General features: G+C 26.3%; 21 protein-coding genes. 17 read left to right on the top strand and 4 right to left on the bottom strand.

What is annotated here, in order from left to right:
* Positions 1-75: 75 nt before the first annotated feature.
* Complete coding sequence (locus tag ABCP60_RS07470; RefSeq protein WP_343101544.1) at positions 76-924, bottom strand: DegV family protein; 849 nt, start codon at positions 922-924, stop codon at positions 76-78.
* A 232-nt stretch (positions 925-1,156) separates the two neighbouring features.
* On the opposite strand from ABCP60_RS07470, the gene ABCP60_RS07465 reads away from it, so the two are divergent.
* The 3 genes from ABCP60_RS07465 to ABCP60_RS07455 all read left to right on the top strand — a co-directional run bounded on the left by ABCP60_RS07465 (position 1,157) and on the right by ABCP60_RS07455 (position 3,317).
* The gene (locus ABCP60_RS07465) at positions 1,157-1,906 is read left to right on the top strand and encodes an acyl-ACP thioesterase domain-containing protein (protein WP_092925360.1); all 750 of its coding nucleotides are present in this window, start codon (positions 1,157-1,159) and stop codon (positions 1,904-1,906) included.
* A 166-nt stretch (positions 1,907-2,072) separates the two neighbouring features.
* Entirely contained in the window at positions 2,073-3,005 is a 933-nt protein-coding gene (locus tag ABCP60_RS07460) for a DUF362 domain-containing protein (protein WP_092925362.1), read from the top strand.
* Positions 3,006-3,092: 87 nt separating this feature from the next.
* A complete protein-coding gene (locus tag ABCP60_RS07455) occupies positions 3,093-3,317 on the top strand; it encodes a hypothetical protein (protein WP_092925364.1) in 225 nt (74 codons plus the stop codon).
* A gap of 40 nt (positions 3,318-3,357) precedes the next feature.
* Here the strand turns inward: ABCP60_RS07455 and ABCP60_RS07450 are convergent, their stop codons facing one another.
* Positions 3,358-3,708, bottom strand: a complete 351-nt coding sequence (locus ABCP60_RS07450) for a hypothetical protein (protein ID WP_092925366.1) — start codon at positions 3,706-3,708, stop codon at positions 3,358-3,360.
* A 282-nt stretch (positions 3,709-3,990) separates the two neighbouring features.
* Between ABCP60_RS07450 and ABCP60_RS07445 the strand changes: the two genes are divergently transcribed.
* The 11 genes from ABCP60_RS07445 (at position 3,991) to ABCP60_RS07395 (ending at position 13,148) form a co-directional block, all read left to right on the top strand.
* Positions 3,991-4,710, top strand: coding sequence for a TVP38/TMEM64 family protein (locus ABCP60_RS07445; protein ID WP_330383729.1), 720 nt, complete (start codon positions 3,991-3,993; stop codon positions 4,708-4,710).
* A gap of 82 nt (positions 4,711-4,792) precedes the next feature.
* A complete protein-coding gene (locus ABCP60_RS07440; RefSeq protein WP_343101543.1) occupies positions 4,793-5,614 on the top strand; it encodes a (Fe-S)-binding protein in 822 nt (273 codons plus the stop codon).
* Positions 5,607-6,260, top strand: a complete 654-nt coding sequence (locus tag ABCP60_RS07435; protein ID WP_343101542.1) for a TVP38/TMEM64 family protein — start codon at positions 5,607-5,609, stop codon at positions 6,258-6,260. The genes ABCP60_RS07440 and ABCP60_RS07435 overlap by 8 nt, the downstream gene beginning before the upstream one ends.
* A 16-nt stretch (positions 6,261-6,276) precedes the next feature.
* Entirely contained in the window at positions 6,277-6,861 is a 585-nt protein-coding gene (locus ABCP60_RS07430; protein ID WP_092925370.1) for a CDP-alcohol phosphatidyltransferase family protein, read from the top strand.
* 206 nt (positions 6,862-7,067) lie between these two features.
* Positions 7,068-7,559 carry a QueT transporter family protein gene (locus tag ABCP60_RS07425; RefSeq protein ID WP_092925372.1) on the top strand — a complete coding sequence of 164 codons (492 nt, stop codon included), beginning with the start codon at positions 7,068-7,070 and terminating at the stop codon, positions 7,557-7,559.
* An 18-nt stretch (positions 7,560-7,577) separates the two neighbouring features.
* The gene (locus ABCP60_RS07420) at positions 7,578-8,321 is read left to right on the top strand and encodes a cell division protein (protein WP_207733574.1); all 744 of its coding nucleotides are present in this window, start codon (positions 7,578-7,580) and stop codon (positions 8,319-8,321) included.
* A 106-nt stretch (positions 8,322-8,427) separates the two neighbouring features.
* A complete protein-coding gene (yqeC, locus tag ABCP60_RS07415; protein ID WP_092925374.1) occupies positions 8,428-9,138 on the top strand; it encodes a selenium cofactor biosynthesis protein YqeC in 711 nt (236 codons plus the stop codon).
* Between the two features lie 90 nt (positions 9,139-9,228).
* On the top strand, positions 9,229-9,807 hold the full coding sequence (mocA, locus tag ABCP60_RS07410) for a molybdenum cofactor cytidylyltransferase (RefSeq protein WP_092925376.1): 579 nt from the start codon (positions 9,229-9,231) through the stop codon (positions 9,805-9,807).
* A complete protein-coding gene (locus tag ABCP60_RS07405; RefSeq protein WP_092925378.1) occupies positions 9,794-10,813 on the top strand; it encodes a molybdopterin-binding protein in 1,020 nt (339 codons plus the stop codon). Before mocA ends, ABCP60_RS07405 begins: the two co-directional genes overlap by 14 nt.
* 90 nt (positions 10,814-10,903) lie before the next feature.
* Positions 10,904-12,523, top strand: coding sequence for an ATP-binding cassette domain-containing protein (locus tag ABCP60_RS07400; RefSeq protein ID WP_166505574.1), 1,620 nt, complete (start codon positions 10,904-10,906; stop codon positions 12,521-12,523).
* Positions 12,524-12,599: 76 nt separating this feature from the next.
* Entirely contained in the window at positions 12,600-13,148 is a 549-nt protein-coding gene (locus ABCP60_RS07395) for a hypothetical protein (protein ID WP_092925382.1), read from the top strand.
* A gap of 28 nt (positions 13,149-13,176) precedes the next feature.
* Here ABCP60_RS07395 and ABCP60_RS07390 read toward each other — a convergent pair whose 3' ends face one another.
* The gene (locus tag ABCP60_RS07390; protein WP_092925384.1) at positions 13,177-13,425 is read right to left on the bottom strand and encodes a hypothetical protein; all 249 of its coding nucleotides are present in this window, start codon (positions 13,423-13,425) and stop codon (positions 13,177-13,179) included.
* 217 nt (positions 13,426-13,642) lie between these two features.
* Between ABCP60_RS07390 and ABCP60_RS07385 the strand changes: the two genes are divergently transcribed.
* Together ABCP60_RS07385 and ABCP60_RS07380 are read left to right on the top strand one after the other, a co-directional pair.
* Positions 13,643-13,777: a hypothetical protein gene (locus ABCP60_RS07385; RefSeq protein WP_271893476.1), complete on the top strand. Its 135-nt coding sequence runs from the start codon at positions 13,643-13,645 to the stop codon at positions 13,775-13,777.
* A 208-nt stretch (positions 13,778-13,985) separates the two neighbouring features.
* Positions 13,986-15,155 carry a hypothetical protein gene (locus tag ABCP60_RS07380; RefSeq protein ID WP_166505573.1) on the top strand — a complete coding sequence of 390 codons (1,170 nt, stop codon included), beginning with the start codon at positions 13,986-13,988 and terminating at the stop codon, positions 15,153-15,155.
* Between the two features lie 111 nt (positions 15,156-15,266).
* Here ABCP60_RS07380 and ABCP60_RS07375 read toward each other — a convergent pair whose 3' ends face one another.
* Entirely contained in the window at positions 15,267-15,431 is a 165-nt protein-coding gene (locus ABCP60_RS07375; protein ID WP_166505572.1) for a hypothetical protein, read from the bottom strand.
* A gap of 162 nt (positions 15,432-15,593) precedes the next feature.
* Between ABCP60_RS07375 and ABCP60_RS07370 the strand changes: the two genes are divergently transcribed.
* The gene (locus ABCP60_RS07370; protein WP_166505571.1) at positions 15,594-17,192 is read left to right on the top strand and encodes a Na/Pi cotransporter family protein; all 1,599 of its coding nucleotides are present in this window, start codon (positions 15,594-15,596) and stop codon (positions 17,190-17,192) included.
* Positions 17,193-17,255: the final 63 nt, after the last annotated feature.

Below are 17,255 nucleotides of genomic sequence, written 5' to 3'. Positions count from 1 at the left end.
TATTTACTTAAATAAAAATGAAAAATATGTAATTTATAAAATGCTATTATTAAATAATAAGTGCCTAAAATTATATTATTTTGTAAAGTAAGCAATACCTATACTTCCAGGTCCAACATGAACACCTACAATAGGCCCTATAGATTGTATTTTAACAGGAATATTTAACTTAGCTTCTAAAGCTTTAGCAAGCTCTAATCCATCTTCCTCACAGTTTATATGATGGACTATAACATCTCCAAGTCCGTTTTTTTCGATATCTTCAAACACGGTATTAGCAATAGTATTAATTGCTTTTTTTCTAGTTCTAACTTTAGTATATACTCCAGTTATACCATCTCTAACAGTAAGAATTGGTTTTATTTGAAGTAAAGTACCTAAAAGGGCAGCAGCTGAACCTATTCTACCGCCTTTTTTTAAATACTCCAGTGTTTCTGGTGTAAATAAGAAATTGCTTTTATCAAGTGTATGATTTACTATATCAACTATTTCGTCTTTTGATTTTCCTTCTAAAGATGCTTTAGCACCTTCAATAGCTGCAAATCCCATTTGCATACAAGTAGTCTTAGAGTTGATTATTGTAATATCGGCATCTGGATAATTTTCAATTGTCATATTCTTTATTAAGTTAGCATTTGAAAAAGTTCCGCTTAGTTTAGAAGATAAGAATATTCCTACAATAGAATCTCCATTTTTTACTATTTTCTCAAATGTATCTAACATTTCTTCGGGAAATGGTTGAGATGATTTAGGGATTTCCTCACATTTTTCCATATCATCATAAAAGACTTTGTTATCTACATCTAGCTCACGTATACTGTTATTATCCATAACTACATTTAATGAGACGATAGATATGTCATATTTTTGTATATACTCATTAGGTATATAAGAAGTACTATCGGTAACTATTTTTACAGCCATATATATATCTCTCCTTTTTTATATGAACAATATTATAATAAATATATTATAACTTGGTAATAGAATATTAAATAATTACTCTATAATAGAATTATATACTAAATTGGCAACTAAGTAAAATATATAGTTTTTGAGTTTAATTATGTAAAATAATATTAATTTGATTTCGAATATAATTTGAAGTATAATCAATAAAGTAGAGGAATAATTACAAGTATTAGGAGTTTTAATTATGTCTAAAGTATTTGAAAAAATATATGAAGTAACGTATAGAGATACGAATATAAGAGGCGAATGTAATTTTTCGTCATATATGGATTTTATGTCAGATGCAGCATTTAGCCAGGATATTAGCTTAGGAGCATCATTTACTGATTTTAAAGAAAGTGATTATACTTGGGTTATATTTAATTATGATATAAAAGTACATGGTAAAGCTAATTATAAAGAAAAGCTTAAAATTGTAACATATGTAAAAGCATTTAGAAAGTTTTATGCACTTAGAAACTTTAAAATATATAATGAAAAAGAAGAATTAATATTAAGTGGAGACACTTTAGCATTTTATATAGATATAAAAAAAGCTAAGCCTTGCAGTATACCAAGTAGCTATTATGAGAGATATGAAGTAAAAGAGGATAGAAGTGTTAAGATAAATAAGTTAAAAATGAGAAGACCATCTAGAATAGATATATCTAAGAATTTTGATATAAGATACTCTGATATAGATATAAATATACATGTAGGTAATTCTCATTATATAATGTGGATAATAGATTCAATGCCTTTTGAAGTACTTAAAAACTATAGAATAAGTGAACTTTTAGTAGCTTATGAAAAGCAGCTTAAATATAATAATGAAGTAGTGGTAGAAAGTCAGATAGAATATGAAGACGATTATATAATAGCAATACATCAAATAGTTGATGAAAATAAAAATGAAATATCCCTTCTTGAAAGTAAATGGGTAAAAATAGTCTAAGTTTTATACAAACTTAGACTATTTTTATATATGAAATTAGAATCCTTTAGTAGTTGCTAGTATTTTATTTAAATATATGAAAATAATAGATATATAAATATTGATGATAATAGCTAGTTACATAAAATTTAAAATTTTAAAAAAATACTAAAGACGAGGTGATTTTATGATAAGAGAGAGAAGGGTTAAAGAACCTATAGTTTCAATAACTAAGGCAATGACAGAATCTAAATCATTAGAAAAAGCTTTAGATTTATTGCCAATAGATAAAATTATAAAAAAAGGAGACGTAGTAGTTATAAATCCTAACTGGGTAAAAGATAGCAAACCAAAAGATGCAGGAATTGTAGGTCCTAAAACTTTAAAAACACTTATACAGTATATAAAAGAAAAAGAACCTAGCAAAATATATATAGCAACAGGATCTGGAAGTAAAAAGACTACAGAGGTTATGAAAAATGTAGGGTATGACAAAATAATAGAAGAAGAAAAAATAGAATTTGTTGATATGAATTATGGTCCATATATAGATTTAAAGCTAAAGCATGACATAATAAAATCAACTCCTATAAATGAAATAGTAAATAAAGCAGATGTAATAATATCATTTACTCAGTTAAAGCATCATGAAGAAGCAACAATAACAAGTGCGATAAAAAATATAGCAATGGGATGGCCGCCAGCAGAAATCCATGGGTATCCAAAAAAAAATACAGGGATTCATAAGGACTTGCATGGATTCATAAGAGCTATGGCAAATGAAATACCTATAGACTTAAGTATAATAAGCTGTGATAAAGCTATGGTAGGTACAGGACCTCATAATGGAATGGCAGTAGATACACCAGGACTTATTATAGCATCAACAGATCCACTAGCAGCAGATTGCATAGGAGCAAGGCTTCTAGGCTTTTTACCACAAGCAGTATGTTATCTCTATGGATTAGATAAAGATAACATAGGAGAATCTGACCCTAAGAATATGGAAATAAAAGGGTTAAGCTTAGAAGAAGCAGAAAAGATATTTAGCAAGTGTGCATATGGTGATAGTGAAGTAAGGGTTGATAAAGAAAAGCTTAAAGATATACATGGTAGATAGATATATAAATTGGTAATGTTTTATAAGAATTTTAAATTATAGAAGTGAAATAATATATATAGAAATAAAAACAAAGGATGTGGCAACATGACTAACCAAAAAAAACATAGCACTAGAAGAATGCAAGATTATGAAAATGAAAAAATAGAAATAGCACATGAATTAGGTATAAATGGAGCTAATGAAACTGAAGTAAATGCTAAGATGGCATCAGAAAATGAAGCTATCTATAGCAGCAAAACTAGAACTAAAAATAGTAATTTAAATAATGATCAAAAAACAGCAAGAGAAAAAAATTACTATAGAGAGTAATGTTAAATAAAAAGGCTATAATGCATAAATTATAGCCTTTTTATTTTTTGTCACTATATTTTTTTATGTATTTTTTCTTAATTTTTTTTACTTTTTTTCTTGAGGTATTTCTTAAAAATACTTCATTAATTTCATCAACTTCTGCTTCATCATTTAAATTTTCTAATTCTTTATTGACTTCTCTACATACTATTCTACTTTCAGAGACTAAAGATAACTGTTCTCCTAAAACTATAAAAAATGTACCAAGAAGTGCTAATTCTTCATCGTTTTCTATTTCTTGACCTATGATTGCTGCCAATATAGTAACTAGTATAAGATTTTGATTAGAAAATGAATTACAATTATTGACTAGTAAATTACAGTTATTAAGACCTTTATTTCTAGGCATAAAACCTCCAATTATACATATTAATATTTATGATATGCATCTTGATAAAAATTGTTACACAAAATTTATATATAAATAAATTTTTGTAAAATATAAATTATGTATAGAAAAAATCAATATATGTAGTTATTGGTATATAAAATTACAATATATATATTTATAAGAATTTTGCACTGTTTATGCTAAAATATTTAAGAATGACTTTAAAAATTTAAATATTATTATGAATTATATTATAAATGGTCATAATGTCATAAAAAATATATAAATAGGACATAGTAGGTGATAAAAATAGATAATAAATTAAAAAATATATCAGTAAAAATAGGTGTATCGTTATTAGTAATAGGTATATATTTATTTATACCGCAGATAAATAAAGGTATAAATCAGATGATATTTTATTTAAGTATGCTAAACATAGATGCTATAAAAGAATATATATTATCTTTTGGTATATTAGCACCTATAATATCTTTTTTACTTATGATACTTCAATCAGTGGCAGCACCACTTCCAGCATTTTTAATAACTTTTGCTAATGCGGCTTTATTTGGGTGGGTAAAAGGAGCAATGCTTTCATGGACTAGTTCAATGGTAGGAGCAGCATTATGCTTTTATATAGCAAGGTTTTTAGGTAGAGATGTAGTTATAAAGCTTACAAGCAAATATGCATTAGATAACATAGATAACTTCTTTGACAAGTACGGAAAACATACAATATTAATAGCTAGATTACTACCATTTATATCTTTTGACCTTGTTAGCTACGCAGCAGGTCTTACTTCAATGAAGTTTAGTTCATTTTTTATAGCAACAGGCATAGGACAGCTTCCTGCAACTATAATATATTCTTATGTTGGAGATATGTTAACAGGTTCCTTAAAATTTGTAGTAACAGGCCTTATGATATTATTTGCATTAAGTATACTTGTATATATGCTTAAAAAGATTTACAATGAAAAAAATAGTAATTTAAATAAATCTTTAAAAGAAAAATAATGTGGATTGGCTAAGCCAATCCATATTGTTTTGTAAATTATATAAAAAATTATTTTAAAATAAGTTTAAGGAAGGTGATAAAATGAGTAAACTACCATATAAAATACATCAAATTAGCAGCAATAATAAATTATTTAGAAAAACTTTTATAGATGAAGATGCTGATGTATTATTTATGCCAGGGTGTAGTTTGAGTGGGTATGATGAAAAGATTATACTAAATATATATAATTATTTAAGAGGTCATATAAAAAATATAGGAATAACTTTTTCTTGTTGTTATAAACCAAGTATAATGATAAAAGATTATAAATCATTTGAAAAATACTATAAAAATTTAGATGAAACTCTAAATACTAACAATGTTAAAAAGGTTATAACGTCATGTCCTAATTGTTATAAAAGTTTAAGTGAAAATAGTAAAAATATAGAAGTATATTTTTTATTAGATGTCATAAGAGAATTTGGATTAGGTAATAGGTTAATTGGATATTATAGTGATCTAAATATAGAATTTGCAATACATGATTCCTGCGCAATAAGAGGTGTTGAATCTATATATACAAGTGCTAGAGATATACTTAAAAGCTTAGGAATTAAATACACTGAATTTGAAAAAAATAGAAGTAGTTCTATGTGTTGTGGAGCTATATTTACAGACAATGAAAATAAGAAAAAACAACTTAAAAAAAGATGTTCTCAAACAAAAAGTGATTATACTATATGTTACTGTGAAACATGTGTTAAGTTTATGATAAATGGAGGGAAAAATTCAATTCATATATTAGACTTAATTTTTAATGAAGAATATTTAAACAAAGATAAGTTTACACAATATAATAAATCTAGTATAAATTCATGGATAAATAGATATAAACTAAATAATAGGAGAAAATATGAATAATAAGTTAAAAAAAATACTAGTCATAATAGGGATATTAGCTTTTGTAGTAATTACAAATAGATATATAGGTAATAATGTTGATATATATACAATAAAAGAATATGTAAAAACATTTGGTGTATTAGCTCCACTTATATATATAGTGATGTTTTCATTAGTACCTCTAACATTTTTTCCAGATTCAGTACTTGCAATATCAGCAGGTCTAATATTTGGATTTAGTAAGGGGTATATATATACAACAATAGGAGCTTTAATAGGTGCAAGTATAGCATTTTTTATAGCTAGGTATTTAGGAAAAGAAATAATTAAAAGAAAGTCAAGCGATAAGTTAGAAAAAATAGAAAGATTAATAGAAAAAAATGGATTTTATATAATATTTCTATTAAGGTTAATACCACTATTTCCATTTGATGTAATAAGCTATGGAGCAGGTATTACAAATGTAAAATATAAGGATTTTATACTAGCTACACTATTTGGAACTATTCCTGGTATAGCAGTATTTACAAATATAGGGGCTACTTCTTTAAATATAAAAAGTACTAGCTTTTATATTTCAATAGCTCTTTTAGTATTATTATTTACTGTATCAATACTTTTGAAAAATAAATTTCTAAAAGATAAATTAGAAGAAAAACATTAAATAGAAGGGAAATAATATGTTAGACACACATGCTAGAAAATATGTAAATCCATTTATAGAATTTGGAGCAAATATATTTATAAAAAGAAAAATTAGCGCAAACACTGTAACTACACTAGCTCTTATACTGGGGGTATTATCAGCAGTATTATTATATTTAGATAAAAATATACTAGCTGTAATGCTACTTTGGATATCTGGATACTTAGATGCAGTAGATGGAAGTATAGCTAGAAAAACAGACTCATCATCTAGTTTTGGAACAGTGTTAGATGTTACGTTTGATAGGATAGTAGAAATAGGTATAATATTTGTAAGTGCACTAAAATTTGAAGAGATAAGATTAAATATTATTGTATTATTAGCTTGTATATTAATATCAATGGTAATATTTTTAACAGTTGGTGCAGTTAGTGAAAAAAGCGGAATAAAATCATTTTATTATCAAGCAGGAGTAGCTGAAAGAAGTGAAGGATTTATAATGTTATCTCTTATGATGATTTTTGAAAGTTATTTAGGTATAGTAGTTAATATATTTTCGTTTATAGTTATAATAACAGCACTTCAAAGAATGATTGAAGCTAAAAATATATTAAAGTAATATTAAAATATTTGAAATAAAAAAATATCTATTATATAATATCGTAAGTAACCTTAAAAAGACAGTTCGAAAGCCTCCTGTCTATAAAAAAAACTACGGTTAAAATAGGCATTTAATTAACTGCCATTAAAACTGTAGAATTTCTACGGTTTTTATTTTTTCCAAGTAGATTAGGCTATAAATAATAAGCACTTAGGAGAAAAAAGATGAGAAACAACACTAAAAAGATAGTTAAAACTGGAGTAGTAGCAGGTGTTTATGCAGCAGTTACTTTAGCTTTTGGTTTTATAAGTTATGGAACAATACAATTTAGAATAGCTGAGGTTATGACACTACTACCACTTATAAGTAAGGAATACATATTAGCTTTGACAATAGGATGTTTTTTAGCTAATGTAATAGGTCCTTATGGTGTTCCTGATATTATATTTGGAACTTTGGCAACATTTATAAGTGTATACTTAGTTTACCTAACAGGTAAAACAATGAAAGGAAAAAAAGGTTATGTACTAATCGCATCATTATGGCCAACAATAGTAAATGCTATAATAATAGGTATTATGCTAAATAAATTATTTGGTGTGCCTCTTATACTTTCAATGCTACAAGTAGGTTTTGGACAATTTGTAGTAATAACTATAATTGGTGTTCCATTATTTAAGATATTAGAAAATAAATATCTTAAACTATTAAAGTAATCTGATTAAGGAGATATTATGAATATAGAAGAAAAATTAGAAAAAGCTAAAATAATAGGTATAGGAAATGATGGAATAAATACATTAAATTCTATTAAATTTAAATTAGAAAATAATATGGATATAGAAGAAATATCTATAAATCAAGATGTAGATAAGGATTATGTTAGAGAATTATTAGATGGAGTAGACTTATTATTTTTAACTTATAATAGTGAAGATAAAAAGGCATTACAGATAGTCAATGCAATAGGATATATGGCAGATGAAAGAAGAATATTAAGTATAGGAATAGATTCTTCTAATAAAGAAAATAAAGACGAAGTAAATATAAATAGAGAATTTAAAGTAGATGAAGCTTCAATGGATAAATTTATAAATTTAGTAAATATGTTAGTTGAATCTATATCATATCAATGCATGATAAACTTAGACTTAACAGATTTAAAAGAAACTTTATGTACAGATGGTGGAATAAAATATTCTTATAAAGAGTTTGGTAAAGACATATCTAAAGAAGACATGGTAAGAAATTTACTAGAAAATGTAAGTGGATCACATAATGAACTTTTAAATAAAAAGCAAATAATATTTATTGAAATGGGATCTAATTATTGCAAAGAAGATGAAATGATATTTGTTGTAAATGATATATTAACTATTATAAAAGAAAAAAGCGAAAATTCTTGTGATAGCATTTTCTCATTGTATGTAAAAGAACAAACAAAAGATAAAATAAAAATAGGATTAGTATGTAATTAATCTGTATAAATCCATAGAATAATGTTATAATTATTCTATGGATTCTTTATTTTACATTAAAAAAATATTAAATAAAAGTTTATAAATATATAAAGTTAGGGTAGATATGAATTTAAAAGAAGCATTAAACTTAAGAGAACAAGAGATTATAACAGTAATAGGAGCTGGAGGAAAAACCTCACTTATAAATAAGTTGGCATCTAGCATTAATAGCAAAAAAATACTTATAAGCACAACAACAAAAATATATGTACCGCCAAAAGAATTATATGACAATATGTACATATTAGATAGTGCAAAATATAAAAAATGTGAAAAAGAAAGAGTCGTTATTGTTGGATCATATATAAATTTAGATAATAAGATAATAGGGCTAGATTTTTATGATTTAGATAAGATCAAAGGTGATTTTGATGTTCTTTTAATAGAAGGTGATGGTTCTAAGAGAAAAAAGCTTAAAGGATGGAATATAAACGAGCCGGTAGTATATCCTAAAACCACGAAAGTTATAGGGGTATTAGATATAACTTCTTATGATATGTGTATAAACGATAAAAATATACATAGACTTAAAGAATTTGAAAAATTAACAAACACTAAAAATAAAGTAACTATAGAAAATATGGTTGATATAGTAATAAATAAAAATGGTATGTTTAAAAATATCAATTGTGAAAAAATATTATTAATCAATAAAGTAGAAACAAAAAAGCATTTAGATATAGCAAAAAATCTTATTAACAGTATTAATAAACATGAACATAATATAAAAATAATATATGGAAGTATATTAAATGATTTATTTTATTGTGTATAGAATATAAGATTTATTTTAATATCATAAATAATTAGTGTTTTATATTTGTATAAAAATAAACTTTTTAATAAATTAATAAGGATATAAAAAATGATAACAGCGATTATAATGGCATCAGGGCTATCAAAAAGAATGGGAGAAAATAAGCTCTTACTAAAATACAAAGATAAAACTATAATAGAATATGTATTTGATGAAATATCAAAAGTTGAATTTAAAGAAGTTATAGTTGTTAGTTCATATGATGAAATAAAGGATATTTCAAAAAAATACAACTATAAATATATAGAAAATAAAAAAAATTATATAGGTCAAAGTGAATCTATAAGATTAGGTATAAATAATAGCAAGCAATCCTTTGGATATATGTTTTTTGTAGGAGATCAACCTTTAATTGATAGCAAATATATAAATAAAATGATAGAAGAATTTAATGAAAATAAAGATTTTATAATAATTCCAAGATATAAAGATAGAAAAGGAAATCCTGTAATATTTCCAGAGTATAAAAGAGAGGAATTATTAAGTTTAAAAGAAGATGAAAAAGGTAAAAAAGTTATAACTAATTCATGTAAAATAAAATATGTAGATGTCAGTGAGTATATGTTATTTGATATTGACACAAAAAAAGACTATATACAATTAGGGGGAATATATGAAAAAGATTAAAACAGTAGATGCTATAGGACATATACTTTGTCATGATATAACAAAGATAATTCCAGGTGAATTTAAAGGAGTTGCTTTTAAAAAAGGTCATATAGTAAAAAAAGAAGATATAGAAGTTTTACTATCATTAGGTAAAGATCATCTATATGTTTGGGAAAAAAATGAAGATATGGTTCATGAAAATGATGGCGCTATATTTTTAAAAGATTTAACAGCAGGAGAAAATTTAGATTTTAGTGATATAAAAGAAGGTAAAATAGATTTTATATCAAATAAATATGGACTTTTAAAAATAGACGTAGATACATTATTAGAACTTAATATGATAGATGATATAATGTTATCTACCCTACATAATAATTTTATAGTAAATAAAGGAACTAAAGTAGCAGGAACAAGAGTGATTCCTTTACTAATAGATAAAAATAAGCTAACCGAAGCAAAAAATATAGTAGGTAATAAAAAAATAGTAAATGTAGTAGAGTTTAAACCTAAGAAGGTTGGTATAGTTACAACTGGAAATGAAGTATTTTATAAAAGAATAGTAGATAAATTTGGACCTGTTATAAAAGAAAAGGTTGAAAAGTTTGGGTGTGAAGTTATAGGTCAAGCTATATGTAAAGATGATACTATTATGATAAAAAATGCTATAGAAGATTTTATAAATCAAGGTGCAGAACTTATATGTTGCACAGGTGGTATGAGTGTAGATCCAGATGATGTAACACCTACTGCTATAAAAGAAAGTGGAGCAAGTATAATAACCTATGGTTCACCAATACTTCCTGGGGCAATGTTTTTATTAGCATATAAAGGTGATATACCTATAATGGGGATACCAGGATGTGCAATGTATAATAAAACAACAGTATTTGATGTTATTTTACCAAGAGTACTAGTAGATGAAAAATTAACTAAAAAAGATATAGCAATGTATGGGCATGGTGGACTTTGTATGAATTGCGATATTTGCACATATCCAGCCTGTAATTTTGCTAAGGTGTAGTACTCATCAGTTGACTAAATTAAATATTTATTATATTATAAAAATGTTATGTAATTTACGAAAATTAAAGAAAGAAAGGAATACACATTAATGTTACAAGTTACAAATGTTGGACTTAGATTTGGTGATAAAGAGTTATTCAAAGATGTTAACTTAAAATTCACTAAAGGAAATTGTTACGGGATAATAGGAGCTAATGGTGCAGGAAAATCAACTTTCCTTAAAATATTAGCTGGTGATATAGAGCCAAACACAGGAAGTGTTTCAATAACTGAAAAAGAAAGAATGTCAGTACTTAGACAGGACCACTTCAAATATGAAGAAGATACAGTTTTAGATGTAGTTATAATGGGACACGAAAGACTATACTCTATAATGAAAGAAAAAGATGCATTATACATGAAGCCTGATTTCACTGAAGAAGATGGTATAAAAGCTGCTGAACTTGAAGGTGAATTTGCCGAACTTGATGGATGGGATGCAGAGACTAATGCAGAGAGACTTTTAATGGGTCTTGGTATACCTAAAGAGGTACATTATAAGCAAATGAAAGAATTAACAGGTGGAGAAAAGGTTAAAGTATTACTTGCCCAAGCATTATTTGGTAAGCCTGAGATACTAATAATGGACGAACCTACAAACCACTTAGACTTCCAATCTATAAACTGGTTAAATGAGTTTATAATGGGACTTGAAGATTCTATCGTTATAGTTGTATCACATGATAGACACTTCTTAAATCAAATATGTACAAATATAGTTGACGTTGATTTTGGTAAGATACAAATGTATGTTGGTAACTACGATTTCTGGTATGAGTCAAGCCAATTAGCATTACAACTTGCTAAGGATCAAAATAAAAAGGCTGAAGAAAAAATAGCTCAACTTAAAGAGTTCATCGCAAGATTCAGTTCAAATGCTTCTAAAGCAAAGCAAGCAACATCTAGAAAAAAACAATTAGAAAAAATACAAGTTGAAGAAATACAACCATCAAGAAGAAGATATCCATATGTAGGATTTACACCTGAGAGAGAAATAGGAAATGAGGTTTTAGAAGTTGAAGGATTAACTAAAACTGTAGATGGTGTTAAAGTACTTGATAATGTATCATTTAGACTTGATAAAGATGATAAAGTAGCATTTATGGGTGACGAAATAGCTATAACTACATTATTCAATATAATAATGGGTGAAGATACTGCTGATAGTGGAACATTTAAGTGGGGAGTTACAACTTCTCAAAGTTACTTACCTAAAAATCACAATCAATACTTTGATGGTGTAGAATACTCATTAGTTGATTGGTTAAGACAATATTCTGAAGAAAAGAGTGAAAGTTTTATAAGAGGATTCTTAGGTAGAATGTTATTTAGTGGAGAAGAAGCTCTAAAGCAAGCTCAAGTTTTATCAGGAGGAGAAAAAGTTAGATGTATGTTATCAAAACTTATGTTAAGTAACGCTAACGTATTAGTTTTAGATGACCCAACTAACCACTTAGACCTTGAAAGTATAACTTCTGTAAACAAAGGTTTAGAAAAGTTCCCAGGAGTATTAATATTTAATTCTCATGACCACGAAATGATACAAACTCTAGCAAATAGAATAATAGAAATAACTCCAGGTGGTGTTATGGATAGAAAAACTACGCTAGATGAATACTTAGAAAATAAAGACATACAAGCTCAATTAAAAACTATGTATGGTAAATAAATTAATACCCTCTAAGCACAGAGTATTTTATACTTTGTGCAAGGAGGTATTTTTAATATCCAAAAAGGAGAAATATATGAAAAAAGTAGATATAACTAATAAAGCCATAATGCTTTTAACCGCACTAAGTGTTATATACGCTATATTAGAAGGAAATATACTGTTTTTATCACCAATAGTCACAATAGCTATTCCATATAGACTAGCTAGATATAAAGAAGATTATAACTATGGCAAAAATAAAAATAAGTTAACTACACTATTTTTATTTAATATAGCATCTTTTATTTTAGTAGCAATAATTAGTGATAGTATGACACAAGAGTTACTAGATAATGTAATAAATATTTTTGTTGCATTTATGTACTTTAAGATAATGTTTATATTAGAGAGAAAAAGTGAGCAAAATAATAATCCTAGGGCTGTATATGAAAAATTACAAAAGACTGTATATGTACTTGAAGCTATGAGTACTAAAATGGAAGATGAAATAAGAAATGCAAAAAGTGAAAAAACTAAAAAGAATATACAGCTTAAAAAAGAAAAAATAGAAATACAATTAGTAGCATATAAAAGTCAATTAGAAATATTAAAAATGAAAATAGATTCAGAGAAAAATAATTAAAAGTAGACTAAAATTAGTCTACTTTTAATTATTTAACACTATTTCTTATTAAAGCATCTATTACTTTATCTAAATTTAAATTATCAGTATCTATATCCTCAATTTCAACGATATAGTCTTCAAGTTCTACCTCAACATAAGAACTATGATTACCATTATCTTTTATATAATCAACAATTTTATAATCTTGTATCTCATCTTTGAAATATTCTTTTAATTCTTCATATTCATCATTACTTATTTTTGATTTATTGCACTTGCAGTTTGGACAAGACATGACGTACCTCCTCATTTTATGAAAATTAACTTTTATATTATAACCTTTATTATAAACTAAAAGTCAAAAATATAAAATAATATTGTATATATAAGTTAAATTGATTAAGTTTGGCATAAAAAATTTGATAAAAAATAAACTTTTAATAAAAGTATTGACTTGATACAGTATATTGTATACAATATCCTAAGTAGAAAACATAAAGGGGGAGTTAAAAATGGCAATGATAAACAAATTAGCAAAAACATTAAAAGGAATAAGCAACTACTTATTAGTAAGTGAAAGAATAAATAGTCAAAAATGCTTAGCTAAAGATTTAGATACAACAAAAACTATAATAGATAATAAGTAGAAATTAATATATAAATGTAAATGTTTAAAGTACTACCATATGGTAGTACTTTTTTATTAATAAATATAAATGCAAATTATCGCAAAGAAAAAATAAATATTTACATAAAAATAAATTTAATATATTATAGAATAATAAAAAATATTCTTTAAATTTATAATTTTAAGTTTAAAAGACACAGATAATAATTACATAGGGGATGATTTGTATGCAAAATACTACAACTAAAAGGAAAGTCAGGTCGGTAAATCTAGAGACATTTGTATTTTTAGCTATCTTATTAGGCGGATTTACCTATGTAGCAAGTATCATGGGAGCAGGTATAATGTTTAAAGTCATAATGAACACTGCTCACGATTTATTATTAAATACTGTATTTTTAATAATGGCAATGGCTGTTTTAGCAGGGGCACTAAGTGCATTATTATCAGAATTTGGAGTAATATCACTACTTAATAAAATATTTGCTATTTTTATGAAGCCTTTATATGGACTTCCAGGAGCTAGTATAGCAGGAGCTGTAACTACTTATTTATCTGATAATCCAGCAATCATATCATTTAGCAAGGATAAATCTTTTACTAGGTATTTTAAAAAGTACCAAGTACCAGCACTTTGTAATTTGGGTACATCTTTTGGAATGGGTCTTATAGTTACAACATTTATGATATCTCAGGGTGAAAAATATGTACTTCCGGCGTTAGTAGGAAATATAGGTGCCATAATAGGTAGTATAATTAGTGTTAGAATAATGTTGCACTTTACAAAAAAATACTATAAAGATGAGATAGATAATACTAGTTTAGAAATAGAAAATTCTAAGATAGAAGAGTATAGAGAAATAAGAGATGGAAGTATATTCCAAAGAGTCCTAGATGCAATACTTGAAGGTGGAAAATCAGGTGTAGAATTAGGATTAGCTATAATACCAGGTGTTTTAATAGTATGTACATTAGTAATGTTACTTACATTTGGCCCAAGTATAGATCCAAATACCGGTAAAGAAGTATATACAGGGGCAGCATATGAAGGTATAGCTCTTTTACCTGTAATAGGAAAGAAGCTAAACTTTATATTAGAACCACTATTTGGATTTACATCAGCACAAGCTATAGCATTTCCTATAACATCATTAGGTGCAGTTGGTGCAGCTATGAGTTTAGTACCACAGTTTATCAAAGATAATGTTATAACTCCTAATGATATAGCCGTATTTACGGCCATGGGAATGTGTTGGAGTGGATACTTAAGCACTCATGTAGGTATGATGGATGCATTAAATGCAAGAGGACTAACTAGTAAAGCAATAATTTCACATACGATAGGTGGAATTATTGCAGGTGTATCTTCTCATTTTATATTTATGCTAATTTCATAAAATTTATAGAAAATAGACTTAGATGATATCCAAGTCTATTTTTATTTGTATTAGGATATTTAAAATTATATTGATTAGTAATCTTACGCTATAAAAATTTTATATTTTAGATTACTTCTTTCTAGGCTTTATAGGTCTAGATGTATTTTGACTAACAGAACCAGTTTTGCTAGGTCTTAATCTTGGTGATATATTAAATTCTTCAGCTATTTCTAGACTTGAACTTGCAACATTTTTACTTTGTTGAGGGGCTTTACAAGCTTTCTTTTTAGTCATATAGTCCTCCTTAAATAATTTATTGAACAATAATAATTTAACCTAAAAATATAATTACTATTCTAATCAATAAAATGTAGCTTTAGAAATTAGAGTGAATTATTAAATGGAAAAATGAGAAAAATATATATAGAATGATGTTTAACCAAAGGAGGAATTAATTTGGAGATACTAATAAGTCTTATAGGAGGACTAGGACTTTTTTTATATGGTATGACATTAATGGGTAATGGACTTCAAAAAGCAGCTGGGGAAAAACTAAAGAAAATAGTAGAGCTTTTAACAAGTAATGTTTTACTTGGAGTATTAGTTGGAGCAGGAGTAACTGCGATAATACAAAGCTCTAGTGCTACTACTGTTATGGTAGTTGGTTTTGTAAATGCAGGTATAATGACGTTATCTCAAGCTATAGGAGTTATAATGGGAGCAAATATAGGTACAACTATAACTGCTCAATTAGTAAGTTTTAATTTAGAGGGGCTTGCTCCTATAACTTTAGGTATAGGTATAGCACTTTATCTATTTTCATCAAAAAGTAAAACTAAAAATATAGCAGAGATATTGCTTGGATTTGGTATATTATTTACGGGTATGGAGTTTATGAAAGATGCTGTCAGCCCTCTTGCTGAATATAAAGGATTCACAGATGCACTTGTTAATTTTGGTCATAGACCACTACTTGGTGTACTGTTAGGTCTTATAATAACAGGAGTAGTTCAAAGTTCAAGTGCATCAATGGGGATGCTTATAGCATTAGCATCACAAGGAATTATACCACTTCAATCTGCACTTCCTATACTTTATGGAGATAATATAGGTACTTGTGTTACATCATTATTGTCTAGTATAGGTGCTAACAAAAATGCAAAAAGAGCAGCAATTATGCATTTATTATTTAATATTTTGGGTACACTAATGTTTTTATTAATATTAAACAAGCCAATAGTTGCAGTAGTAACAAGAATTAATCCAACAGATGTAGCAAGACAAATAGCAAATGCACATACATTATTTAATATAGTAACAGTTATAATACTTTTACCATTTTCTAAGTATATTGTAAAATTAGCTATGAAGATAGTTCCTCAAACTGAAGAAGAAAAGGAAGTTAAAACTTATTTAGATGAGCGAATGTTAGAAACACCATCAATAGCATTTGCAAATACATTAAAAGAAACTAATAAAATGGCTAAAGTAACAAATATATGCTTAAATTCATCTATGAGTGCATTTTTAAATAAATCTAAAAAAGATGTAGAAGAAACATTTAAAATTGAAAAAGATATAAATGATTATCAAAGAAATATATTAAACTATTTATTAAAATTGTCTAAGACATCTTTAACTGGTAACTCAGTAGAAGAGGTAGATAATTTATTTAACACTATAAATGATTTGGAAAGAATAGGAGATCATTCTGAAAATATAGCTGAACTTGCTGAAATAGCAATTGATAAAGATGTAAGCATATCCAATGATGGTCAAAAAGAAATTGAAGAAATGTTTGAAAAAGTCAAAAAAAATTATGAAGATGCTTTAATTCTTATAAATAAAAAAGACAAAAAAATAGCTGAAAGAATAATTAAAACAGAAGAAGAAGTAGACAATATAGAAAAATCAATAAGAGCAAATCATATATACAGATTAAACAATAATACATGTGAGATAGATTCTGGGATATTATATCTAGATTTAGTATCAAACTTAGAAAGAATTTCAGATCATTGCTCAAATATAGCTATAAGAGTATTAAATTATTAGCACACTAAATAAGTGTGCTTTTTTATTTATTAATGTAATATATTTACTTGAAAGTTGTGGATA

Origin of the sequence: Romboutsia sp. MSSM.1001216sp_RTP31141st1_G3_RTP31141_220114 (assembly GCF_039031195.1) — a bacterium.
In the GTDB taxonomy this organism is placed as follows: Bacteria; Bacillota; Clostridia; order Peptostreptococcales; family Peptostreptococcaceae; genus Romboutsia_C; species Romboutsia_C hominis.
This window is presented reverse-complemented; position numbering and strand designations above follow the sequence as displayed.

Excerpts from the sequence above, each read along its gene's own strand:
- ABCP60_RS07395 (WP_092925382.1), top strand. The coding sequence starts at position 12,600 with ATGAAAAAAGTAGATATAACTAATAAAGCCATAATGCTTTTAACCGCA.
- ABCP60_RS07405 (WP_092925378.1), top strand. The coding sequence starts at position 9,794 with ATGAAAAAGATTAAAACAGTAGATGCTATAGGACATATACTTTGTCAT.
- ABCP60_RS07440 (WP_343101543.1), top strand. The coding sequence starts at position 4,793 with ATGAGTAAACTACCATATAAAATACATCAAATTAGCAGCAATAATAAA.
- ABCP60_RS07470 (WP_343101544.1), bottom strand. The coding sequence starts at position 924 with ATGGCTGTAAAAATAGTTACCGATAGTACTTCTTATATACCTAATGAG.
- mocA (WP_092925376.1), top strand. The coding sequence starts at position 9,229 with ATGATAACAGCGATTATAATGGCATCAGGGCTATCAAAAAGAATGGGA.
- ABCP60_RS07460 (WP_092925362.1), top strand. The coding sequence starts at position 2,073 with ATGATAAGAGAGAGAAGGGTTAAAGAACCTATAGTTTCAATAACTAAG.
- ABCP60_RS07465 (WP_092925360.1), top strand. The coding sequence starts at position 1,157 with ATGTCTAAAGTATTTGAAAAAATATATGAAGTAACGTATAGAGATACG.
- ABCP60_RS07380 (WP_166505573.1), top strand. The coding sequence starts at position 13,986 with ATGCAAAATACTACAACTAAAAGGAAAGTCAGGTCGGTAAATCTAGAG.
- ABCP60_RS07400 (WP_166505574.1), top strand. The coding sequence starts at position 10,904 with ATGTTACAAGTTACAAATGTTGGACTTAGATTTGGTGATAAAGAGTTA.
- ABCP60_RS07450 (WP_092925366.1), bottom strand. The coding sequence starts at position 3,708 with ATGCCTAGAAATAAAGGTCTTAATAACTGTAATTTACTAGTCAATAAT.
- ABCP60_RS07435 (WP_343101542.1), top strand. The coding sequence starts at position 5,607 with ATGAATAATAAGTTAAAAAAAATACTAGTCATAATAGGGATATTAGCT.
- ABCP60_RS07420 (WP_207733574.1), top strand. The coding sequence starts at position 7,578 with ATGAATATAGAAGAAAAATTAGAAAAAGCTAAAATAATAGGTATAGGA.
- ABCP60_RS07385 (WP_271893476.1), top strand. The coding sequence starts at position 13,643 with ATGGCAATGATAAACAAATTAGCAAAAACATTAAAAGGAATAAGCAAC.
- yqeC (WP_092925374.1), top strand. The coding sequence starts at position 8,428 with ATGAATTTAAAAGAAGCATTAAACTTAAGAGAACAAGAGATTATAACA.
- ABCP60_RS07430 (WP_092925370.1), top strand. The coding sequence starts at position 6,277 with ATGTTAGACACACATGCTAGAAAATATGTAAATCCATTTATAGAATTT.
- ABCP60_RS07425 (WP_092925372.1), top strand. The coding sequence starts at position 7,068 with ATGAGAAACAACACTAAAAAGATAGTTAAAACTGGAGTAGTAGCAGGT.
- ABCP60_RS07375 (WP_166505572.1), bottom strand. The coding sequence starts at position 15,431 with ATGACTAAAAAGAAAGCTTGTAAAGCCCCTCAACAAAGTAAAAATGTT.
- ABCP60_RS07390 (WP_092925384.1), bottom strand. The coding sequence starts at position 13,425 with ATGTCTTGTCCAAACTGCAAGTGCAATAAATCAAAAATAAGTAATGAT.
- ABCP60_RS07455 (WP_092925364.1), top strand. The coding sequence starts at position 3,093 with ATGACTAACCAAAAAAAACATAGCACTAGAAGAATGCAAGATTATGAA.